General features: G+C 69.1%; 16 protein-coding genes. 6 read left to right on the top strand and 10 right to left on the bottom strand.

Features of this window, described 5'->3' with window-relative positions; translation table 11 throughout:
• Nucleotides 1-43: 43 nt before the first annotated feature.
• Entirely contained in the window at nt 44-1,738 is a 1,695-nt protein-coding gene (locus CGR01S_RS05520; protein ID WP_169742450.1) for a methyl-accepting chemotaxis protein, read from the bottom strand.
• 196 nt (nt 1,739-1,934) lie between these two features.
• The gene (gene gabT / locus CGR01S_RS05515; protein WP_042423357.1) at nt 1,935-3,233 is read right to left on the bottom strand and encodes a 4-aminobutyrate--2-oxoglutarate transaminase; all 1,299 of its coding nucleotides are present in this window, start codon (nt 3,231-3,233) and stop codon (nt 1,935-1,937) included.
• Nucleotides 3,234-3,400: 167 nt separating this feature from the next.
• Between gabT and CGR01S_RS05510 the strand changes: the two genes are divergently transcribed.
• The 3 genes from CGR01S_RS05510 (at nt 3,401) to CGR01S_RS05500 (ending at nt 10,520) form a co-directional block, all read left to right on the top strand.
• Nucleotides 3,401-4,792: an aminotransferase-like domain-containing protein gene (locus CGR01S_RS05510; protein ID WP_042423535.1), complete on the top strand. Its 1,392-nt coding sequence runs from the start codon at nt 3,401-3,403 to the stop codon at nt 4,790-4,792.
• A gap of 71 nt (nt 4,793-4,863) precedes the next feature.
• Nucleotides 4,864-7,485, top strand: coding sequence for an alanine--tRNA ligase (gene alaS, locus CGR01S_RS05505; RefSeq protein ID WP_042423354.1), 2,622 nt, complete (start codon nt 4,864-4,866; stop codon nt 7,483-7,485).
• A 56-nt stretch (nt 7,486-7,541) separates the two neighbouring features.
• Entirely contained in the window at nt 7,542-10,520 is a 2,979-nt protein-coding gene (locus CGR01S_RS05500; protein ID WP_042423353.1) for an HD domain-containing phosphohydrolase, read from the top strand.
• Between the two features lies 1 nt (nt 10,521).
• Here CGR01S_RS05500 and CGR01S_RS05495 read toward each other — a convergent pair whose 3' ends face one another.
• The 5 genes from CGR01S_RS05495 to CGR01S_RS05475 form a co-directional block, all read right to left on the bottom strand.
• Nucleotides 10,522-11,571, bottom strand: a complete 1,050-nt coding sequence (locus CGR01S_RS05495) for a GGDEF domain-containing protein (RefSeq protein WP_042423350.1) — start codon at nt 11,569-11,571, stop codon at nt 10,522-10,524.
• A 20-nt stretch (nt 11,572-11,591) separates the two neighbouring features.
• Entirely contained in the window at nt 11,592-12,329 is a 738-nt protein-coding gene (trmB, locus tag CGR01S_RS05490) for a tRNA (guanosine(46)-N7)-methyltransferase TrmB (RefSeq protein WP_174435689.1), read from the bottom strand.
• Nucleotides 12,330-12,337: 8 nt separating this feature from the next.
• A complete protein-coding gene (gene gluQRS, locus CGR01S_RS05485; RefSeq protein ID WP_042423342.1) occupies nt 12,338-13,300 on the bottom strand; it encodes a tRNA glutamyl-Q(34) synthetase GluQRS in 963 nt (320 codons plus the stop codon).
• Nucleotides 13,297-14,409, bottom strand: coding sequence for an NAD(P)/FAD-dependent oxidoreductase (locus tag CGR01S_RS05480; RefSeq protein WP_084690574.1), 1,113 nt, complete (start codon nt 14,407-14,409; stop codon nt 13,297-13,299). Before CGR01S_RS05480 ends, gluQRS begins: the two co-directional genes overlap by 4 nt.
• 65 nt (nt 14,410-14,474) lie before the next feature.
• On the bottom strand, nt 14,475-15,413 hold the full coding sequence (locus CGR01S_RS05475; protein WP_042423339.1) for a LysR family transcriptional regulator: 939 nt from the start codon (nt 15,411-15,413) through the stop codon (nt 14,475-14,477).
• A gap of 113 nt (nt 15,414-15,526) precedes the next feature.
• Here CGR01S_RS05475 and CGR01S_RS05470 point away from each other — a divergent pair, with 113 nt between their 5' ends.
• Entirely contained in the window at nt 15,527-16,228 is a 702-nt protein-coding gene (locus CGR01S_RS05470) for a pirin family protein (RefSeq protein WP_042423337.1), read from the top strand.
• Nucleotides 16,229-16,235: 7 nt separating this feature from the next.
• Here the strand turns inward: CGR01S_RS05470 and CGR01S_RS05465 are convergent, their stop codons facing one another.
• The gene (locus CGR01S_RS05465) at nt 16,236-17,072 is read right to left on the bottom strand and encodes a MinD/ParA family protein (RefSeq protein ID WP_042423334.1); all 837 of its coding nucleotides are present in this window, start codon (nt 17,070-17,072) and stop codon (nt 16,236-16,238) included.
• Between the two features lie 10 nt (nt 17,073-17,082).
• Nucleotides 17,083-17,847: a GGDEF domain-containing protein gene (locus CGR01S_RS05460; RefSeq protein WP_042423529.1), complete on the bottom strand. Its 765-nt coding sequence runs from the start codon at nt 17,845-17,847 to the stop codon at nt 17,083-17,085.
• 118 nt (nt 17,848-17,965) lie between these two features.
• Here CGR01S_RS05460 and CGR01S_RS05455 point away from each other — a divergent pair, with 118 nt between their 5' ends.
• Nucleotides 17,966-19,201 (top strand): PLP-dependent transferase, encoded by a 1,236-nt coding sequence (locus tag CGR01S_RS05455; RefSeq protein ID WP_042423331.1) that lies wholly within the window; start codon nt 17,966-17,968, stop codon nt 19,199-19,201.
• Nucleotides 19,202-19,350: 149 nt separating this feature from the next.
• Entirely contained in the window at nt 19,351-20,145 is a 795-nt protein-coding gene (locus CGR01S_RS05450) for a DUF2189 domain-containing protein (protein WP_042423330.1), read from the top strand.
• Here the strand turns inward: CGR01S_RS05450 and CGR01S_RS05445 are convergent.
• Complete coding sequence (locus CGR01S_RS05445; protein ID WP_042423326.1) at nt 20,129-20,782, bottom strand: arylesterase; 654 nt, start codon at nt 20,780-20,782, stop codon at nt 20,129-20,131. The two genes, CGR01S_RS05450 and CGR01S_RS05445, sit on opposite strands and share 17 nt — an antisense overlap.
• Between the last annotated feature and the right edge of the window lie 12 nt (nt 20,783-20,794).

The raw sequence follows: 20,794 nt of genomic DNA, 5'->3' as shown, positions 1-20,794 counted from the left end.
TGGGGTATTTTCATATCATTCATGGATCTGAATTCCGTTATCCCTATTTCGCATTGCTGGCAATCATGCGAATGCCTTGCCTGAAGAAAGTGGTATCCGAAAGCGGGTGTTGGTGTTGTGAACGATGGGCGCTGCCGGCATATGTGTGCTCTGCTATTTCTTTGGCCCCACTGGCGTTGCTGATTTTGAATACCGACACCGCTTCAACCAGGTCCTGGGCCTGTTGTGTCAGGGCATGGGTGGCTGCAACCATTTCTTCGACCAATACCGTGTTTTTCCGGGTACTCGCATCCATTTGGGCCAAGGCCTGGCTGGTCTGGCGCATACCCTGTCCTTGGGCTTGGGTGGCCGCACTGATGCTGCCCATGATGTGGGTCACTTTCTGTATGCTGTCCGCCACCTCAGCCATGGTGCGGCCTGCCTGATCGACCAGTGCGTTGCCTTGCTGGACCCGTTCGACGCTGTCAGTGATCAGCAGGGCGATTTCCTTGGCGGCCGTGGAGCTGCGGCCCGCAAGGCTGCGGACCTCGCTGGCGACCACTGCGAAGCCGCGTCCCTGTTCGCCTGCGCGCGCCGCTTCCACGGCGGCATTGAGGGCCAGGATATTGGTCTGGAAGGCGATGGCGTCGATCACATTGATGATTTCAGCAATTTTCTTGCTGGATCCATGGATGCCGCCCATGGTGTCTATGACCTGGCCCATCACCTCACGGCCCTTTGCTGCGACCGATGCCGCGCTCAGGGCCAGGTCATTGGCCTGGTGCGCACTGTCAGCCGTCTGGCGGAGTGTGCTCTCCAGCTCGTCGATCGATTGGGTGGTTTGCCCCAATGCGGCGGCCTGTTCGCGGGTGCGTGCCGAAAGATCGCGGTTGCCCTGCGATATTTGGGCACTGGCGGCTGCAACCGATTGGCTTGCGCGATGCACTTGCGCCACGACCCCGGACAGGCTGTCGCGCATGGCACGCATATGGGCCAGCAAACTTGCCTGGCTGTCTTGGTGGACGGACACCTCGACCGCCAGATTTCCGGTGGCGATTTCCCGCACGACTTCGGAGGCATAGCCCGGCTCTCCTCCCAATTGCCTGCCCAGAAAGCCCGTCAAGGTCCAGGCAACCACCACACCCACGAAGGTGACCAGTGCCGCAAATGCGAGCATCAGTGCGCCGGTGTCTGCCGCAATGCCGTGGACTTGATCGGAGGATTTTTCCATGAGCTCCTTTTCGAGCCGGCTGAAAGCCTCCAGCGCTTCAAAGCACTCTTTCTGAAGCTCGCTTCCTTCGCTGTTCAGCAAGCTGCGGGCGTCGCCTCGCAAGTTGGAAAAAACCAAATCGATGGACCGGTCTATCGAATGGTTGTATTGATCTCTTGCTCCCTGGACCCTTTGCAGCAGTTTCAATTCCTGCTCCGTGTCCGTATTTTTCTCCACCTGGCGGAGCAAGGTGTCGGAGTTTTTGCGGGCGGCTTCAATCCGCTGCTTTTCCACTTGCATTTCATCGCCGCTGGTCAGCAAAAGAATATTGCGTACTGCCAGGGCGGATGCATTCAGGTCGTCCCTGACGCGCTGAAGCACTTCCACCTTTGCCAGGCGGTCATCGAGCAGAAGCCGGACCTCTGCGGTGACGCGGCCCAGTTGGTAACGGCCGGCCATGGCCGCCAGCAAACCAAACAGGATGATCAAGGCAAACCCGAGCCATAAACGTTTGCCAACCGTCATGCGTGAAAAAGCGGTGGTGTTCATTCCGGTGCAGACCAGGGCATGCCTTGGGGTATGGACTGTCCGTGAAGACGGACGAGGGAGATGTGCCCGCCAGCGCTGCGTCGCAGCGCTGGATGGGCGCGGATTGGCACTTTGGGCGGCATGGCCCTGAGCGGCGGGAAGGGCTACACCCGCCGGGCTGCCCATCAGTCTGCAGCCCGGCGGGGTGCTGCCGGGATCACGCTGCCAAGGCTGCCTGCAGCGATGCCGCAATGATGGCCAGGCCTTCGTCCAGCAGCGCATCGCTGGCCGTCAGCGGCACCAGGATGCGGATCACGTTGCCGTAGGTTCCGCAGGACAGCAGGATCAGGCCGCGGCGAGCGGCCTCGGCGCACAGGGCCTTGGCCAGGGCGGCGTCGGGCTGGTGCGGGTTGCCGTCCTGGCACAGCTCCATGGCCACCATGGCGCCCAGGCTGCGCACCTGGGCGATGCAGCGGTGCTGTTGCGCCAGGGCCTGCAGGCTGGCCGTGAGGCGCTGGCCCACGTCTTCGGCGCGCTGCAGCAGGTTTTCCTGCTCGAACACGTCGAGCACGGCCAGCGCCGCGGCGCAGGCCAGCGGGTTGCCCGCGTAGGTGCCGCCCAGGCCGCCGGGGTTGGGAGCGTCCATGATGTCGGCGCGGCCCACCACGGCCGAGATGGGGAAGCCGCCGGCCATGGACTTGGCCATGGTGATGAGGTCGGGCGCCACGCCGCTGTGCTCGATGGCGAACCACTTGCCCGTGCGGCCTGCGCCGGTCTGCACCTCGTCGGCGATCAGCACGATGCCATGCTGGTCGCAGACGGCGCGCAGGTGCTGCAGCAGGGCCGGGGGCGCGATGTTGAAGCCGCCTTCGCCCTGCACCGGCTCGATGATGATGGCCGCCACGCGGCCAGGTTCGATGTCGTTCTTGAAGATGGCCTCGAGCGAGTCCATGGAGTCCTGCAGGCTGGTGCCGTGCAGTTCGTTCGGAAAGCGCGCATGGAACACCTCGGCCGGGAAGGGGCCAAAGCCCGCCTTGTACGGCACGACCTTGCCCGTCAGCCCCATGGTCATGAGCGTGCGGCCGTGGTAGCCGCCGGTGAAGGCGATCACGCCCGGGCGGCCGGTGTGCGCGCGGGCGATCTTCACGGCGTTTTCCACGGCTTCGGCGCCGGTGGTCAGAAACAGCGTCTTCTTGGCGAAGTTGCCCGGCGCCTTGGCGTTGAGGCGCTCGGCCAGTTCCACGTAGGACTCGTAGGCCAGCACCTGGAAGCAGGTGTGCGTGAAACGGTCGAGCTGGTCCTTGACGGCCTGCGTGATGGCCGGGTGGCGGTGCCCGGTGTTGAGCACGGCGATGCCGCCGGCAAAGTCGATATAGCGGCGGCCTTCCACGTCCCAGATTTCGGCGTTCTCGCCGCGGTCGATGAAGATCTGGTGGGAATGGCCCACGCCGCGTGCGATGGCGGCCTCGCGGCGGGCAAACAGGGCGGCGTTGTTCAGGTGGGGTTCGCGTTGCATGGGGGTCCTTCCGTTGCAGTGCACAGTGCGTGGTGATACTGACCATGACTCTAGAAGGGCAGGCGCGCCGCTAACATATACAGATACCGCGCAGGTGCCAATGCACTGTGCTGTCCGGCCTGCCTGTACAGACAAACCCTCGGTTGCATGGCAACCGCTGCTACTTCATGTTCTCACTCGACCACCATTCCTCCACGCCCCTGGTGCTCCAGGTCGTTGAGGGCTTTCGGCAACTGATCGATGACGGGGGGCTGCGCGCCGGCGCCAAGCTGCCCTCGATCCGCCAGTTCGCGCATGCGCACGGCATCAGCGTGTACACCGTGGTCGATGCCTACGACCGGCTCGTGGCCCAGGGCTATGCCGTGTCGCGCCCGCACTCGGGCTTTTTCGTGCGCCGCCGCGCCGATACGGCGCAGGTCGAGCAGGCGCCCGCGGGGCAGTACAGCTTCGACGCCATGTGGTACATGCAGCGCATCTTCGAGAACCGGGCGCTGCGCCTCAAGCCCGGCTGCGGCTGGCTGCCGGGGGACTGGCTGTTCTCCGAGGGCGTGCGCCGCAGCCTGCGCGCCCTGGCCGCCGAGGATGCCGACCTGGGCGGCTACGGCGAACCCAAGGGCTACCTGCCGCTGCGCCAGCTGGTGCGCGACCTGCTGACCGAGCACGAGGTGGCGGCCACGGCAGAACAAGTGCTGCTGACCCAGGGCTCCACGCAGGCCATGGACCTCGTGGCGCGCCAGTTGGTGCGCCCGGGCGACGCCGTGCTCGTGGACGACCCGGGCTATGCCAACCTGCTGTCGGCGCTGCGCTTTCTGGGCGCACGCCTGGTCGGCGCGCCGCGCACGCCGCAGGGCTACGACTTCGACCTGCTGGATGAGCGCGTGCGCACGCACCGGCCCAAGGTGTTCTTCACCCACCCCCGGCTGCAAAGCCCCACGGCCTCCACGGCCCAGGTGGGGCATTTGTACCGCCTGCTGCAACTGGCCGAGAAATACGACTTTGTCGTCGTGGAAAACGACATCTACGCCGATCTCGACCCCGAGCCGCGCCCCACGCTGGCGAGCCTGGACCAGTTGCGCCGCGTGGTCTACATCAGCAGCTTCTCCAAGACCATCTCGCCCAACATCCGCGTGGGCTACCTGGCCGCGCACTCCGACCTGCTGGAGGAGCTCGCCCGGCTCAAGATGATCTCCGGCCTCACGTCCTCGGAATTCACCGAGCGCCTGGCCTACGGCGCGCTGCTCGACGGCCGCTGGCGCAAGCACACCAAATCCCTGCGCGACCGCCTGGCCGTGGCGCAGCAGCGCGTGGCCTCGCAGTTGCTGGACCTGGGCTTCGAGCTGTTCGCCGAACCCAAGGCCGGCATGCTGCTGTGGGCGCGCCACCCGCGCATCGCCGACTCCACCGAGCTGGCCTACAAGGCGGCCGAGCAGGACATCCTGCTGGGGCCGGGGCATTTGTTCACCATCGACCTGCAGCCCACGCCCTGGCTGCGCTTCAATGTGGCGCACTGCCAGGACGAGGCGCTGCTGGCCTTTCTGCGCAGCCAGCTCGGCGCCTGAAACCCCCTAAAATCCACGGTTTGCCTGCCCGCGCCCGCGCAGGCCCGTGCCTGCCCCTTCGAGACGAAACCATGACACCACCGACCACCGTTGCCGAGATCCGCAAGAGCTTCCTGGACTTCTTCGCCTCCAAGGGCCACACCGTGGTGGCGTCCAGCCCCCTGGTGCCAGGCAACGACCCCACGCTGATGTTCACCAACTCGGGCATGGTGCAGTTCAAGGACGTGTTCCTCGGCACGGACAAGCGCCCCTACAGCCGCGCGGCCTCGGTGCAGGCCTGCCTGCGCGCCGGCGGCAAGCACAACGACCTGGAGAACGTGGGCTACACCGCGCGCCACCACACCTTCTTCGAGATGCTGGGCAACTGGTCCTTTGGCGACTACTTCAAGCGCGAGTCGCTCAAGTGGGCCTGGGAGCTGCTGACCGAGGTCTACCAACTGCCCAAGGAGCGCCTGCTCGCCACCGTCTACGCCGAGGACGACGAGGCCTACGACATCTGGACCAAGGAAATCGGCCTGCCGCCCGAGCGCGTGATCCGCATCGGCGACAACAAGGGCGGCCGCTACAAGAGCGACAACTTCTGGATGATGGCCGACACCGGCCCCTGCGGCCCCTGCTCGGAGATCTTCTATGACCACGGCCCCGAGATCCCTGGCGGCCCCCCGGGCAGCCCCGACGAGGACGGCGACCGCTTCATCGAGATCTGGAACAACGTGTTCATGCAGTTCGACATGAAGGAAGACGGCAGCGTGACGCCGCTGCCCGCCCCCTGTGTGGACACGGGCATGGGCCTGGAGCGCCTGGCCGCCATCCTGCAGCACGTGCACAGCAACTACGAGATCGACCTGTTCCAGCACCTGATCCGCGCCGCCGGGCACGCCGTCGGCACGCAGGACCTGGACAGCCCGTCGCTGCGCGTGATCGCCGACCACCTGCGCGCCACGGCCTTCCTGGTGAGCGACGGCGTGATCCCGAGCAACGAGGGCCGCGGCTACGTGCAGCGGCGCATCGTGCGCCGCGCCATCCGGCACGGCTACAAGCTGGGCCAGAAGGCGCCGTTCTTCCACAAGCTGGTCGCGGAGCTGGTGGCGCAGATGGGCGACGCCTATCCCCAACTGCGCGCGCAGCAGGAGCGCATCACCGAGGTGCTGCGCGTGGAGGAGGAGCGCTTTTTCGAGACCCTGGCGCACGGCATGGAGATCCTGGACAGCGCGCTGGCCGATGGCGCGCGCCAATTGGCGGGTGACGTGGCCTTCAAGCTGCACGACACCTACGGCTTCCCGCTGGACCTGACCAACGACGTGTGCCGCGAGCGCGGCGTGGCGGTGGACGAGGCCGGCTTCAACGCCGCCATGCAGCACCAGAAGGACACCGCCCGCGCCGCCGGCCGGTTCAAGATGGACAAGGCCCTGGAATACAGCGGTGCGGCCAACCAGTTCACCGGTTACGAGCAGCTCGCGCATACTGCAAAAATCGTAGCGCTTTACGCTGACGGGACAAGCGTTGCAGCCCTCAAAGGCGGTCAAAACGGCGTGGTGGTGCTCGACAGCACCCCGTTCTATGCCGAGAGCGGCGGCCAGGTGGGCGACCAGGGCGTGCTCACCGCGGGCAGCGCGCGCTTTGCCGTGGGCGACACGCTCAAGATCAAGTCCGACGTCTACGGCCACCACGGCCTGCTCGAAGAGGGCACGCTCAACGTGGGCGACACCGTGCAGGCGCAGGTCGATACCCAGTTGCGCGCGGCCACCATGCGCAACCACTCGGTCACCCACCTCATGCACAAGGCCCTGCGCGAGGTGCTGGGCAGCCATGTGCAGCAAAAAGGCAGCCTGGTGACGCCCGAGCGCACGCGCTTTGACTTTGCGCACAACACCCCGGTCACCGAGGCCCAGATTCGTGAGATCGAGCGCCGCGTGAACGCCGAGATTCTGGCCAACAGCGCCACGCAGGCTCGCGTGATGGACATCGAGAGTGCGCAGAAGACCGGCGCCATGATGCTGTTTGGCGAAAAGTACGGCGAGACCGTGCGCGTGCTCGACATCGGCACGAGCCGCGAGCTGTGCGGCGGCACGCACGTGCAGCGCACGGGCGACATCGGCCTGTTCAAGATCGTCGCCGAAGGCGGCGTGGCCGCGGGCGTGCGCCGCGTGGAGGCCGTGACGGGCGCGAACGCGCTGGCCTACCTGCAGGAGCTTGAAGACACGGTGAACCAGGCCGCCGGCGCGCTCAAGGCGCCCGCAACCGAACTCACGGCGCGCATCGGCGGTGCGCTCGACCAGATCAAGGCACTGGAGAAGGAAGTGGCCGCGCTCAAGGGCCGGCTGGCCGCGAGCCAGGGCGACGAGCTGGTCAGCCAGGCCGTGGATGTGAAGGGCCTGAAGGTGCTGGCCGCGCGCCTGGAAGGGGCAGACGCCAAGACGCTGCGCGACACCATGGACAAGCTCAAGGACAAGCTCAAGACCGCTGCCATCGTGCTGGCCGCCGTGGAGGGCGACAAGGTGCAGCTCGCCGCCGGCGTGACGGCCGACAGCATCGGCAAGGTCAAGGCGGGCGAGCTGGTCAACTTCGTCGCGGGGCAGGTCGGCGGCAAGGGCGGCGGCAAGCCCGACCTGGCCATGGCTGGCGGCACCGATGCCTCCCGGCTGGCCGGCGCCCTGGCCTCGGTCGCCGGCTGGGTCGCGCAGAAAGTGTGACGTCTGCGGACAACAGCCCGGTGACTTAGGCCGGGCTTTTCCCCTACAGTGGGCGCATGGACTCCCTGCGCCCGGCATCCCACTCCGGCCCGCTGCCCGCGGGCTCCCGCACCACAGGGGCGGATGCGCAGGACGGGCCCTGGTGGCACCGCATTGCCGTACCTTCCGGCTTGCTGATCAGCGCGCTGGTGGTGGCGGCCATGCTGCTGCTGTCGGGCCTGCTGGCCTACCAGGCGAGCAAGACGGCCCAGGAATCCATCCTCGCGGCCTCCGAGGACAGTGCGCGGCACATTAGCCTCATCATCAGCGAGCGGGTGCGCCGCATGGTGGACCCGGCCGATGCCATCATCCGGCAACTGGCGTTCGACCCGATCACCGCGGCGACCACCTTGCCCGCGCGCATGCGCCGGCTGCCCGTGCTGGCGCGCGTGCTGGAGCAGAACGCCCTGCTGTCGGCGGTCTTCATCGGCTACCCGGACGGGCAGTTCCTGCTGGCGCGGCCGCTGCGCGATGCGGGGCTGCGCCAGCGCCTGGACGCCCCGGAAACGGCGGTCTTTCTGGTGCAGTCCATGTCCCGGGAGCGGGAAGGAGCGGAGCTGGTGGGGCGCTGGGGTTTCTACAACGCTGCGCTGCGCCCTGTCGCGGCAGCCGTGCGCCCGGACTACCGCTATGACCCGCGCACGCGCCCCTGGTACCAGGAGGCGCTGGAGCAGAACGCCCAGATCCTGACGGCGCCCTACCTGTTCTTCACCACGCGCGAGGTCGGCGTGACCCTGAGCCAGCCGAGCGAGGATGGGCGCGCCATTCTGGGCCTGGACGTGGCCTTGCCCGACCTGGGGCGGGAGATCGAGTCCCTGCGCCTGGTGCCGAACACCGAGATCGTGGTCGTGGACCGCGACCTGCGGGTGCTGGCCTATCCCGACATGTCGCGTGTCCTGGAATCGGACGGAAACGGCCCCAGCCTGCATCTGCGCACGCTCGACAGCCTGGGCATTGCCAGCCTGACGGAGGTGCACCGGCTGGACATCCAGCCCGGGGAGTCGCGGCGCTTCACCGTCCATGGGCGCGAGTGGCTGGGGCAGGTGCAGCCCCTGCAATCGCTGCGCTGGCGGGACCTGAACATTCTCATGGCGGTTCCGACGAGCGAACTGCTGTCGGGCATCGACGAGAGCCTGCGGCGCCACGCCTGGGTGGCGGCGAGCAGCATCCTGTTCATGGTCTTTCTGGGCGCGCTGGCCGGCCAGCGCGTGGGGCAAAGCCTGTCCATTCTGACGGCGCAGGCCGAGGCCCTGGCCCGTTTCGATTTCCGCCGCTTCCAGCGTCCGCGCTCCTATGTGCGCGAGATGCGCGATCTGGGCCAGGTCATGGACAGCATGTCCGAGACCATCGCCAAGTTCCTCGACATCACGCACCACATCAGCGCCGAGTCCCGGCTCGACCTGATGCTGTCGAGCGTGCTCTATGAACTGGTGCGCACCACGCATTGCAGCAGCGGGGCGGTATACCTGGTGGCTGCCGATGGCTCGGGCCTGGAGCGTATCGCGCGCTACGGCGAGGACCCACAAGACCAGGCGCATTATCCCGATCGCTTGTCCATGGCGCATTTCATCAACCATGCGGACGTCTTGGACGGCGACCAGGACGGGCCGGCCGGGGAGGGCCCGCCGGAGCGGCCGCTGCGCGTGCAACTGCGCACGCGCGACGGCCAGCCTCTGGGCGTGCTGTCGCTGCGCTATGTGGCCGACGACCGCCAGGACGATGCCCATTTCCGCGTCTTCGTGGAAAAGCTCTCGGGCACGCTGTCGGTGGCCATCGAGACGCGCAACCTCATCGAGGGGCAAAAGCGGCTGTTCGACGCCATGATCCGCCTGCTGGCCGACGCCATCGACGCCAAGAGCCCCTATACCGGCGGGCATTGCGAGCGCGTGCCGCAACTGGCGGAGATGCTCATGCAGCGGCTGTGCGAGGCGACCGAGGGGCCGTTTGCCACCGTCCGCCTGACCGAGGCCGAACGCGAGGAGTTCCGCCTCGGCGCCTGGCTGCACGACTGCGGCAAGGTCACCAGCCCCGAGCATGTGATCGACAAGGCCACCAAGCTGGAGACGCTCTACAACCGCATCCACGAGGTGCGCATGCGCTTCGAGGTGCTGTGGCGCGATGCGGAAATCCTCTACTGGCAGCAGCGCGCGGCCGGCCTCGATGCCCCAGGGCTGGGCGCCCGCCTGCAGGCGCGGCAGGCGCAGCTCCAGGAGGATTTTGCCTTTGTGGCGCGCTGCAATGTGGGGGGCGAGGCCATGGCCGATGCCGATGTCGAGCGCCTGGCCGCCATCGGCCGGCAGACCTGGCAGCGCCACTTCGACCACCGCCTGGGCCTCTCGGCGGCGGAACTCGACCGGCTGGGGGCCTTGGGCGATACCGTGCTGCCGGCCACGGAGCAGCTCCTGGCCGACCGGCCCGACCATGTGGTCGCCTGGGGCGAGCGGCGCCCGCCGGTGGAGCGCAGCGATCCGGCCAACCGCTGGGGGTTCGACATGGTGCTGCCGGCGCAGGCGGCGCACCTGGGCGAGCTGCACAACCTGTCGGTGCGGCGCGGCACGCTGACGGAGGAGGACCGCTTCAAGATCAACGAGCACATCGTCCAGACCATCGTCATGCTCAGCGCACTGCCGTTCCCACCGCACCTGGCCCGGGTGCCGCAGATCGCGGGCACGCACCACGAGAAGATGGATGGCACCGGCTACCCGCGCGGCCTGACCGCGGACCAGCTCACGCTGGCCGACCGGGTGATGGCGCTGGCGGACATCTTCGAGGCGCTCACGGCGGCGGACCGCCCCTACAAGCCGGCCAAGACCTTGTCGGAATCGCTGGCCATCATGGCCACGATGGCGCGCCAGCAGCACATCGATGCCGAGGTCTTCCGCTTCTTCCTGCACAGCGGCGTGTGGCGCGACTATGCCGAGCGCTTTCTCTCGCCCCTGCAGCGCGATACCGTCGATGTGGAGGCGCTGGAGCGCTCGCTGGCCGCGCCGCGCTGAGTCAGAACAGCTCGACGTCGTCGTTGCTGACCTGCTTGGTCTGGAGCAGGCCGGCGGCAAGCAGGTCGTCGTAGTAACGCACCTGGTTGCGGCCGTTTTCCTTGGCAAAGTAGAGCGCCTGGTCGGCACGCCCCAGCGCCTCGACGGGCGAGCCGCTCTCGGCCGCGACGAAGCCCACGCTCACCGTCACCTGGCCCACCTGGGGGAAGTAGTGGTCCTCGACGTTCTTGCGGAAGCGGTTGAACACCTTGTGCGCCCTGGCCAGGCTGGTCGAGCGCAGCAGCACGACGAACTCCTCGCCGCCAAAGCGGAAGATGCGGTCGTGGCTGCGAAAGGACGAGCGCAGGATATTGGCCAGCAGGATCAGCACCTCGTCGCCATAGAGGTGGCCGAAGCGGTCGTTCACCATTTTGAAATGGTCGATGTCGATCACCGCCAGCCATTGGCGGTCCGGGCCTTCGCCGGCTTCATCGACGGGCAGCGAGAGCTCTTGCGCCATGGGCACCGCCACCTCGCAGAACGTGGAGCGCGAGAACTGCTCGTCGAAGGTCTTGCGGTTGAGCAGCCCGGTCAGGGCGTCGCGCTCGCTGTAGTCCAGCAGGCTCTGGTAATTGCGGAAGACCTGGAACACATGGGTGATGGTGTCGATCTTCTGCGCCGAAAACGGGCGGTTCTGGATCACTTCCAGGCAGGTGTGGACCTTTTCGTTCATCCACACCGGCAGCCACAGGCCGTGGCGTCCCTTGCCCAGCACGGCCACGGCGCTGCTGGACTGGTCTTGCAGGCATGCGTGCAGCGCCGGCAGATCATCGGCCACCGTGCGGCGCTGCGGGTCGCTGGCGGCTTCCACGCCCGCACTCATCCACTGCCCATTCGCGCCGAGCCAGGTCCGGGGGCGGTAGTGGAGCTGGCCGCCGTCTTGGAAGATCTCCAGCGAGCGCACCTGCAGGATGCCACTGACCGATTGCAGCGTGGAGAGCACGGACACCTCCAGCCGCAGGTGGTCGCGGTGCCCGGTCATCTCCACGAGGTTTTGCAGGATGGGCTTCATGGCAGGTGGGGCTCCGGCGGTCAGGGGCGGCGCTGGAACACGAGATCCCAGACGCCATGGCCCAGACGCAGTCCGCGGTTCTCGAACTTGGTCAGCGGGCGGTAGTCGGGCTTGCTGGCATAGCCCGGGGCGGTGTTGGCCAGCAAGGGCTCGGCGCTGAGCACCTGCAGCATCTGCTCGGCGTAGGGCTGCCAGTCGGTGGCGCAGTGCAGGTAGCCGCCGGGCTTGAGCCGCGCCGCCAGCTTGGCCACCAGCGGCGGCTGGATCAGGCGGCGCTTGTTGTGCTTCTTCTTGTGCCAGGGGTCGGGGAAGAAGATGTGCACGCCATCGAGGCTGCCAGGCGCCAGCATGTGGTCGATGACCTCGACGGCGTCATGCTGCAGGATGCGGATGTTCGTCAGGCCCTGCTCGCCGATGCGCTTGAGCAGGGCGCCCACGCCGGGTTCGTGCACCTCGCAGCAGAGAAAGTCGTCCTGCGGCCGCACGCGCGCGATGTGGGCCGTGGCTTCGCCCATGCCGAAACCGATTTCGAGCACCAGCGGGGCGCTGCGCCCGAAGGCGGCTGCGGCGTCCAGCGGCGCCGCGGCATAGGGCAGCACGTAGCGCGCACCGTATTCGGCAAAGGCCTTGGCCTGGCCGGTGGTGGTGCGGCCCGCGCGCCGCACGAAGCTCTTGATGGTCTTGGGGTGGGCAACGCCCGGGGGGGCACCCGCGTCTGCGGGGCCGGGTGCCGGGGCCGTGGAGGAGGCAGAAAGCATGGATGCAGTCACAGGGGTTGATTGTAGAGACCATCCCAGGCCTTGACCCACAGAGCCAGTGCATCGCCCAGTGCGGTGTTGTGAACCTGCACCAGGCGCGGCAGGCCGAGCACGGCGGCGGCCTCGTCCAGGGCCTGCACGGGGTGGTCGAGCTGCAGCGGCGCGGCGCCATGCTGCTTGGAGAGTTTCTCGCCGTCGGCGCCGCGCACCAGCGGCGTGTGCAGGTAGCGCGGCGTGGGCAGGCCCAGCGCGCTTTGCAGCAGCATCTGGCGCGGGGTGTTGTCGGCCAGGTCTTCGCCGCGCACCACGTGGGTGACATGCTGCGCCGCGTCGTCCACCACCACGGCCAACTGGTAGGCGTAGCAGCCATCGGCGCGCAGCAGCACGAAATCGCCCACCGTACCCGCGACGTCCTGCTGCTGCGCGCCCAGGCGGCGGTCCTGCCAGTGCAGCAGGCCTTCTGCTATGAAAAAAGGAGCTTCTTGCGCTTGTTCAGCGGGCGCTGGAGGCCAATTTTGCATGTAATCCGTGGTCGCGAAGCGCCAGGCGCGCACCGGGCGGTTGCCCAATCCCTGGCGGCAGGTGCCGGGGTAGGGCAGCTCGATATGGCGCACGCGCGTGCGCCCGGCTGCGGCATGGGCCTGGGCGATGTCCTTGCGCGTGCAGGCGCAGGGGTAGGCCAGGCCGCGCGCCACAAGCTGCTCGAGCGCCTGCTGGTAGAGCGTGCCGCGCTGCGATTGCCACAGCACCGGACCATCGGAGTGCAGGCCGCAGGCCGCCAACTGCATGAGGATGCGCTCGCCCGCGCCGGCCTGGCAGCGCGGCCGGTCCACGTCCTCGATGCGCACCAGCCAGCGGCCGCCCGGGTGGGCGCGTGCATCGAGCCAGCTCGCCAGCGCCGCGACCAGCGAGCCGGCGTGCAGCGCGCCCGTGGGTGAGGGGGCGAAGCGGCCAACGTACGCCGCCGTCATGCCACGGCCAGGGCCAGCTCCAGCCCCGACACGAAGGCGTCTTCCACGCGGTGGCCCACGCACCAGTCGCCGCAGGCGCCGATCCGGGCGTGCGCATCCCACAGGTGGCTGCGGCCCAGCGGCTGCAGGGTGCGCGCGTGGTGCCAGCGCACGGCCTCGGCCAGGGCGGGCTCGGCGCGTATGCCCGTGACCTCGGAAAAAGCCTTGCGCAGCTTGGCGCGCACGCGGGCCGGGTCGTCCTGCAGGTGCTCGGCCGACCACTGGGGGCTGGCCTGCACGGTCCAGCGCTCGATCTGGCTGCGCGCGGGCTTGGAGGACTCGCGCGCCAGCCAGGCGATGCGGTGGTGCGTGCTGCGCGCGGCGTTCCACTGCGGGCCCAGCGTGGTCAGCCCCGGGCGCACGGCCTGCGGGAAGGCGAGCAGCAGGGTCCAGCAGGGCGCCATCTCCACCTGCGCCAGGGGCTGGGCCAGGTCCGGTGCCAGGGGGGCGCCGCTGGCGCTGGAGGCGAGCAGGCGGCGTGCAGGCTCTGCGGGCAGGGCCAGCAGCACGGCGTCGAAACCGGCAAAGACCTGCTGTGCGCCGTCGTCGGCCAGGGTGTGCAGCTCCCAGCGCCCGGGGTCCAGGCGGTCGCGCTCCAGGCCGGCGACGCGGGTGCGCGTGTGCAGGCATTGCGCGGCGGCCAGCGGCTGGGCCCAGGTCTCGGCCAGGCTGGCCATGCCGGGCCGCGCCACCCAGTGCGCCTCGCCCGGTGCCGGGCTGGCGGCGACCACGCGGCCCGCGGCGTCGAGCACGCGCACGCTGTTGACGCTCCAGGGGCGGCACAGGCCGGGCACGGTCTCCAGGGCGCGGGCAAAGCGCGCGTCGCGCACGGTGAAGTACTGCGCGCCCAGGTCGAAGCTGCCAAACGGCGTCTCGCGCGTGGCCATGCGGCCGCCCACGGCGGGCTCCTCCTCGAAGACCGTGACGCGGTGCCCGGCCTGCAGCAGCGTGCGGGCGCAGGCCACGCCTGCGATGCCGGCGCCGACCACGGCCAGGTGGCGCGGCGGCGCTGGCGTGCGGGCGGGAGCAGGGCGGCGGCGCGGTGCGGCGGGGGGTGTGCGTGCGGGCATGGGCGGGTCTTTCCTGGGCTGCGGGGGCGGGTTGCGCAATGGGTCCACTCTACACGCCCGGCAGGTCAGAAATGGTGGTGGTTTTCCAACAGCGCGCGGCGCGTGACCGGGCTTTGCAACTGTTCCAGCCACCACTGCAGCGCCCGGCCCGGTGCCGCGAAGCCCGGCCCGCCCCAGGCGTAGTGCATGCGGATGCTGCGCTCCGGGCGCGCCACGCGGCGCGCGACCAGGTGGCCGGCCTCCAGGTAGGGGCGCACCATGGGTTCGGGCAGAAAGCCGCCGCCCAGGCCGCGCAACTGGGCCTGCACCTTGGCCTGCATGCTGGCCACGGTGAGCACGTCCTGTCCGCCCAGCAGGCCCATGGTCAGGCCGCCGCGCAGGGCCGAGTCGGCCACGGCCACGGCGCGGTGCGCCTGCAGCGTGGCGTCGGTGATGGGTTCGGGCGCCTGCGCCAGGGGGTGGTGCGGCGCCACGACGTAGATGAACAGCAGATCGCCCAGCAGGCCTTGCTGCAGCCCGGCCACGCCGGAGCCCGCTGCCGATACGCCCAGGGCCAGGTCGGCGCGCCCCGAGGCGAGCGCTTCGAGGGTGCCGCTCAGGATACCGTCCACCAGCTTGAGGCGCGTGGGCGGGGACTGCGCGTAAAAGGCTTCCACGAGTTCGAACAGCGTGTGCGGGGAGATCACGCCATCGACCGACAGGGTGAGCTGCGGCTCCCAGCCCGTGGCCACGCGGCGCACGCGGTGGGCCACGGCGTCCACTTCGTCGAGCAGGCGCGCGCCCTCGCGCAGCAGCTCGGCGCCCGCCGCGGTGGGCCGCGCCTGGCGCGCGCTGCGGTCGAACAGCAGCACGTCCAGCGCATCCTCGATCTGGCGCACGCGGTAGGTCAGCGCACTGGGCACCACGCCCAGTTGGCGCGCCGCCGCGGCAAAACTGCCGGCCTGGGCGATGGCTTGCAGCATGGAGAGGTTCTCGGGGGTCAAGACATCGCGAATGTTTTGCATGGTGCAGGCCTGCTCATTCAGATGTTTTGAATTATTCCATCAAGCCTTTCGCCCCATGGGGCGCGCACCGCGGCCTACAGTGTGTCCATCGACCGCAACAAGGAGCGCGCACCGTGCTGACCATTCGCAAATCCTCGGACCGCGGCTACGCCGACCACGGCTGGCTGCAGTCCCACCACAGTTTTTCCTTTGCCGGCTACTACGATCCGCGCCACATGGGCTTCGGCAATCTGCGGGTCATCAACGAGGACCGCATCGCGCCCGGCACGGGGTTTGGCACGCACGGCCACCGCGACATGGAAATCGTAAGCTACGTGCTGGCGGGCGAGCTGGCGCACAAGGACAGCATGGGCCATGCCTCCGTCATCCGGCCCGGCGAAGTGCAGCGCATGAGCGCCGGCACGGGCGTGATGCACAGCGAGTTCAACCATGCACCGGGCGAGGCCACGCATTTCCTGCAGATCTGGATCCTGCCCGAGCACCAGGGCATCGCGCCCGGCTACGAGCAGAAGATGTTTGCCGACGCCGACAAGCGCGGGCGCCTGTGCCTGGTGGCGTCACGCGATGGCGCGCATGGCTCCGTGCGCCTGCATGCCGATGCGGCGCTCTATGCCGGGCTGTTCACGGCGGGGGAGTCGGCCACGCTGGAGCTGGACCCGCAGCGCAAGTACTACGTGCACCTGGTGCGCGGGCGCCTGCAGGTCAACGGTCAGGCGCTGGCGGGCGCGGACGCCGCGCTGCTCGTGCAGGAGGACCGGCTGGTGCTCGAGGGCGGCGCGGACGCCGAGGTGCTGGTGTTCGACCTGCACGCCTGAGGGCGCTTCAGGCCGGGCGGGCCAGCATGGTCTCCTCGACCTTGCCCGCCAGTTGCCCTATGGCCAGCGCCGCCGGGCAGCCCGGCACCTGCAGCAGCAGCAACTGGCGGCGCATCACGGCCTCGCGCACCGAGGGGTCGGCGGGGATGTCGCCCATGTGGATGAGCCGCAGGGGCCGGCCGCTGTCGGTGGCGACGAAGCGCTCGAGCACCTGCTGCAACTGCCCGGTGATGGCGCGCCCGTCGCCGGGGCGCAGGGTCTGGTTGATCACCATGCGCACATGCCGGCGCTTTTGCTGCATGGCCAGCACCTTGATGGCGGCGTAGGCGTCGGTCAGCGAGGTGGGCTCGGGCGTGGCCACGATGATCACCTCGGAGGCCAGCGAGACGGAGAACAGCACCACGTCCGAAATGCCCGCGCCGGTGTCGAGCAGGATCACGTCGAAGCGCGGCGCCAGGGTCTGGATCACGTTGAGGAACTGGGTGCGCACCTCGGGCGTGAGGCGCGAGTACTCGACCATGCCCGAGCCGGCGAGCAGCACCGAGAAACCGCCGGGCGCCTCGATCACGGCCTCGTCGAGCGCGGACTTGCCGGTGAACACGTCATGCAGCGTGGTCTTGGGGTAGAGGTTGAGCACCACGTCGAGGTTGGCCAGGCCCAGGTCGGCGTCGAGCACGAGCACGCGCAGGCCGCGCCGGGTCAGGGCCGCGGCCAGGTTGGCCGAGACGAAAGTCTTGCCCACGCCGCCCTTGCCGCTGGTGATGGCAATGATGCGGGCGCCCTTGGGCGCACCGGCCGGGGCGACGGTGGGGGAAGGAATGGAGGATGGCGACGCGGGGCTCATCTTGCTGCCTTCAGGGGGCGTTGCCGGAGTGGTTCATGGCGCCCAGGGCGCCCCAGTCCGAGGGGGTATAGAGCGGCTCGAACAGCATGCCCTTTTCCTCGGCACTGACGGTGCTGTCGGGCTGCGGTTCGATGCACACGCGGTTGCGGCCTGCGGCCTTGGCCAGGTAGAGCTGGTGGTCGGCACGGTCTGTCCAGAGGACGGGTGAGGAGCGGATCCACTGCATGGCATAGGCGCCGCCGATGCTGATGGACACCTCCAGCCAGGTGCCCGGGGCGATCTGCACGGGCGCTTCGGCCACGGCACGGCGGATGCGCTCGGCCACGGCTTTGCCGAACGCGGCCTGGCAGGCGGGCATGATGATGGCGAACTCCTCGCCGCCATAGCGTGCCAGCGTGTCCATGGGGCGCACGCACTGCGCCAGGGTGCGCGCCACGGACTGCAGCACCCGGTCGCCGGCCACATGGCCATGGGTGTCGTTGACCTGCTTGAAACGGTCGATGTCCAGCATGAGCAGCAGCGCCGCCTCGCCCGAGCGCGCCACGCGGTCGATCTCGGCGTCCAGCACGGCCTGGAAGTGGCGCCGGTTGGCCAGGCCGGTCAGCGGGTCCTTGAGCGAGAGGTCGCACAGGCGGTCGATCAGTCCTTGCAGGAAGGGCGCGGGCGCCATGCCGGGCGGCGGAATGGCGCTGCCCGCCTGCCCGGCCAGGGCGCAGGCGGTTTCCAGGCGCAGATCGCGCAGGTCGACGAGAGGGGGGGGTGCGGTGGATGCCACGAAAGGTTCGCAGGTGATCGCTGCAAAGTGTACCTGCAGCCAAGCCAAGCCCGTGCGGCGATGAAGGCGGCGGCGCTGGCGCATGTCTGCCCATCGCCGTTGCCGTTACGATTCCGCCATGCAAGACACCACCCCGACCCCGAACATGGCCACGCGCCTGATCCACCACGGCTACCAGCCCCCGGCAGGCTTCGAGGCCCCCATGCCGGGCATCCACAAGGCCTCCACGGTCATCTTCCCGGACGTGGCCGCCATGCGCCGGCGCGAATGGAAGGACAAGAGCGGCTACACCTATGGCCTGCACGGCACGCCCACCACGTTCACCCTCGAAGAGCGCCTGTGCGCCCTCGAAGGCGGCCGGCACTGCGTGCTCGTGCCCAGCGGGCTGGCCGCGCTGGCCACGGTGGCCCTGGCCCTGCTGCGCCAGGGCGGCGAGGTGCTGATCCCCGACAACGCCTACGGGCCCAACAAGGCCATGGCCGCGGGGCTGCTGGCGCAGTACGGCGTGCGCCATGCGTTCTATGACGCCATGGACCCGGCCAGCCTCGCCGCGGCCATCACGCCCGCCACGCGCCTGGTGTGGCTGGAGGCACCGGGCTCGGTGACGCTGGAGTTCCCCGACCTGCCGGAGCTGGTGCGCATCTGCCGCGCGCGCGGCGTGACCGCAGCGCTGGACAACACCTGGGGCGCCGGCCTGGCCTTCGCGCCCTTCGACCTGCTGGGCGACGGCAGCCTGGGCGTGGACGTCTCGGCCCATGCGCTCACCAAGTACCCCAGCGGCGGCGGCGACGTGCTCATGGGCAGCATCGTCACGCGCGACGCGGCGCTGCACCTGCGCATCCAGAACGCGCACATGCACCTGGGCCTGGGCGTGGGCGCCAACGACGCCGAGGCCGTGCTGCGCGCGCTGCCCAGCATGGCCCTGCGCTACGCCGCGCACGACCGCGCCGCGCGCACCCTGGCGCACTGGATGCAGCAGCAGGCCCCGGTGGTGCAGGTGCTGCACCCGGCCCTGGAAGGCGCGCCCGGCCACGCGCACTGGCAGGCGCTGTGCGGCGCGGCCCGGGACGGCGAGGGCGCGGCGGCCGGCCTGTTCAGCGTGGTGTTCGACGCGGCCTGCTCCCAGGCGCAGGTGGACCGCTTCTGCGACAGCCTGCGGCTGTTTCGCATCGGCTACAGCTGGGGCGGGCCCATGAGCCTGGTCGTGCCCTACGAGATCGCCAGCATGCGCCGCCAGGTGCCTGCCCACCTGCGCCCAGGCCATGTGGTGCGCTTTTCCATCGGCCTGGAGGGCGTGGACGATTTGCGCGCCGACCTGCAGCAGGCCCTGCACCAGGCTTTCGGCGGCGCCTGAGGCATGCGGCGGCGCAGCAGGGGCGGCGCGGGCGCTGCCCGCGGCGCTCCATGACAGAGCGAAACACTCGGGTTTGCATTTGACAGCCATCAAGAACCCGGGGCGGCGCATACAGTGGTTCAGCCCTTCGATCCACTCTGTGCTGCGCCATGAACACCACGTCACCGACCGAGAGCACGCCTTTTTCGATTGTTTTGCAGCCCTTGCGCTGGGCCGATCCCTGGCGTTGGCTGGCGCGCGGCTGGGGCGACCTGCGCGCGGCCCCCGGCATAGCGCTGTTCTACGGCCTGTGGTTCTGGGCCATGGCCTGGGTGCTGGGCTGGGTGTTCCGCACGCGGCCGGAGTACGTGATGTCGCTGGCCAGCGGCTGCCTGCTGCTCGGGCCTTTCCTGGCCATGGGCCTGTACGACACCAGCCGCCGCCGCGAGGCCGGGCTGGCGCCGGAGCTGGGCCAGTCCATCACCTGCTGGGACCGCCACCTGGGCAGCATGGGGCTGCTGGTGCTGGTGCTGGTGCTGCTGGAGCTGCTCTGGGGGCGGGCGTCGCTGGTGGTGTTCGCGGTGTTCTTCAACACCGGCCTGCCCTCGACCACGGGGGTGCTGGACGCGCTGCTGAGCCCGCAGAACTGGGAGTTCGTCGCCGTCTACCTGCTGGTGGGCGGCGTGTTTGCGGCGCTGGTGTTCTCCACCACGGTGGTCTCCATCCCCATGATCCTGGACCGCGACACCGACGCCCTCACCGCCGCCATCACCAGCATGCGCGTGGTGCTGGACAACACGGGCGTGATGCTGCTGTGGGGCGCCTTGATCGCGCTGCTGGTGCTGGCCTCGCTGTGGGCCTGGGGCGCGGGCCTGGTGCTCGTGGGGCCGCTGCTGGGCCATGCGAGCTGGCACGCCTACCGCTCGGCCGTGCAGGGCGGGCCGTCCGCTACAGCAGCCCCTTGAGCACGGCCCAGACGTTCTCCAGCATGCGCGGATGCGCCTGGCTGTTGGGGTGGATGCGGTCGCTCTGGAACAGCGCCGCCGCGTCGGGCGCATTGGCCACGCCTTCGAGCAGAAAGGGCACCAGCGCGCTGTGCTGCGCCTGGGCGACGGAGGCAAACGTGGCGGCAAAGCGCCGGGCGTAGTCCGTGCCGTAGTTGGGCGGCACCTGCATGCCCACCAGCAGCACCTGCGCGCCCGCCTTGCGCGCCGCTGCCGCCATGGCGGTGAGGTTGTCCTCGGTGTTCTTCAGCGGCAGGCCGCGCAGTGCGTCGTTGCCGCCCAGCTCGATCACGACCACCGTGGGCCGGTGCTGGGCGAGCAGGGCGGGCAGGCGCGAGCGCCCGCCGGCCGTGGTGTCGCCGCTCACGCTGGCGTTGACCACGGTGGCTGCGATCTTCTCGCGCTGCAGGCGCGCCTCCAGCAGGGCCACCCAGCCCGTGCCGCGCGCCAGGCCGTACTCGGCGCTCAGCGAGTCGCCCAGCACCAGGATGCGCTGCTCCTTCCTGCGCCCGGCGGCCCAGGGCGCAGGCCCGCAAAAGCCCGCCAGCAGCCCGCCGGCCAGCCGCAGGATAAAGTCACGCCGAACGCCCTCTGTCATCACGCACCTGCA

The organism is Comamonas granuli NBRC 101663, assembly GCF_000739995.1.
In the GTDB taxonomy this organism is placed as follows: domain Bacteria; phylum Pseudomonadota; class Gammaproteobacteria; order Burkholderiales; family Burkholderiaceae_C; genus Simplicispira; species Simplicispira granuli.
Note: the sequence above shows the minus strand (reverse complement) of the source record. Positions and strands in the feature narration are given on the sequence as shown.

Coding starts and splice junctions, on each gene's coding strand:
- CGR01S_RS05520 (WP_169742450.1), bottom strand. CDS start 1,738: ATGAACACCACCGCTTTTTCACGCATGACGGTTGGCAAACGTTTATGG.
- gabT (WP_042423357.1), bottom strand. CDS start 3,233: ATGCAACGCGAACCCCACCTGAACAACGCCGCCCTGTTTGCCCGCCGC.
- CGR01S_RS05510 (WP_042423535.1), top strand. CDS start 3,401: ATGTTCTCACTCGACCACCATTCCTCCACGCCCCTGGTGCTCCAGGTC.
- alaS (WP_042423354.1), top strand. CDS start 4,864: ATGACACCACCGACCACCGTTGCCGAGATCCGCAAGAGCTTCCTGGAC.
- CGR01S_RS05500 (WP_042423353.1), top strand. CDS start 7,542: ATGGACTCCCTGCGCCCGGCATCCCACTCCGGCCCGCTGCCCGCGGGC.
- CGR01S_RS05495 (WP_042423350.1), bottom strand. CDS start 11,571: ATGAAGCCCATCCTGCAAAACCTCGTGGAGATGACCGGGCACCGCGAC.
- trmB (WP_174435689.1), bottom strand. CDS start 12,329: ATGCTTTCTGCCTCCTCCACGGCCCCGGCACCCGGCCCCGCAGACGCG.
- gluQRS (WP_042423342.1), bottom strand. CDS start 13,300: ATGACGGCGGCGTACGTTGGCCGCTTCGCCCCCTCACCCACGGGCGCG.
- CGR01S_RS05480 (WP_084690574.1), bottom strand. CDS start 14,409: ATGCCCGCACGCACACCCCCCGCCGCACCGCGCCGCCGCCCTGCTCCC.
- CGR01S_RS05475 (WP_042423339.1), bottom strand. CDS start 15,413: ATGCAAAACATTCGCGATGTCTTGACCCCCGAGAACCTCTCCATGCTG.
- CGR01S_RS05465 (WP_042423334.1), bottom strand. CDS start 17,072: ATGAGCCCCGCGTCGCCATCCTCCATTCCTTCCCCCACCGTCGCCCCG.
- CGR01S_RS05455 (WP_042423331.1), top strand. CDS start 17,966: ATGCAAGACACCACCCCGACCCCGAACATGGCCACGCGCCTGATCCAC.
- CGR01S_RS05450 (WP_042423330.1), top strand. CDS start 19,351: ATGAACACCACGTCACCGACCGAGAGCACGCCTTTTTCGATTGTTTTG.
- CGR01S_RS05445 (WP_042423326.1), bottom strand. CDS start 20,782: ATGACAGAGGGCGTTCGGCGTGACTTTATCCTGCGGCTGGCCGGCGGG.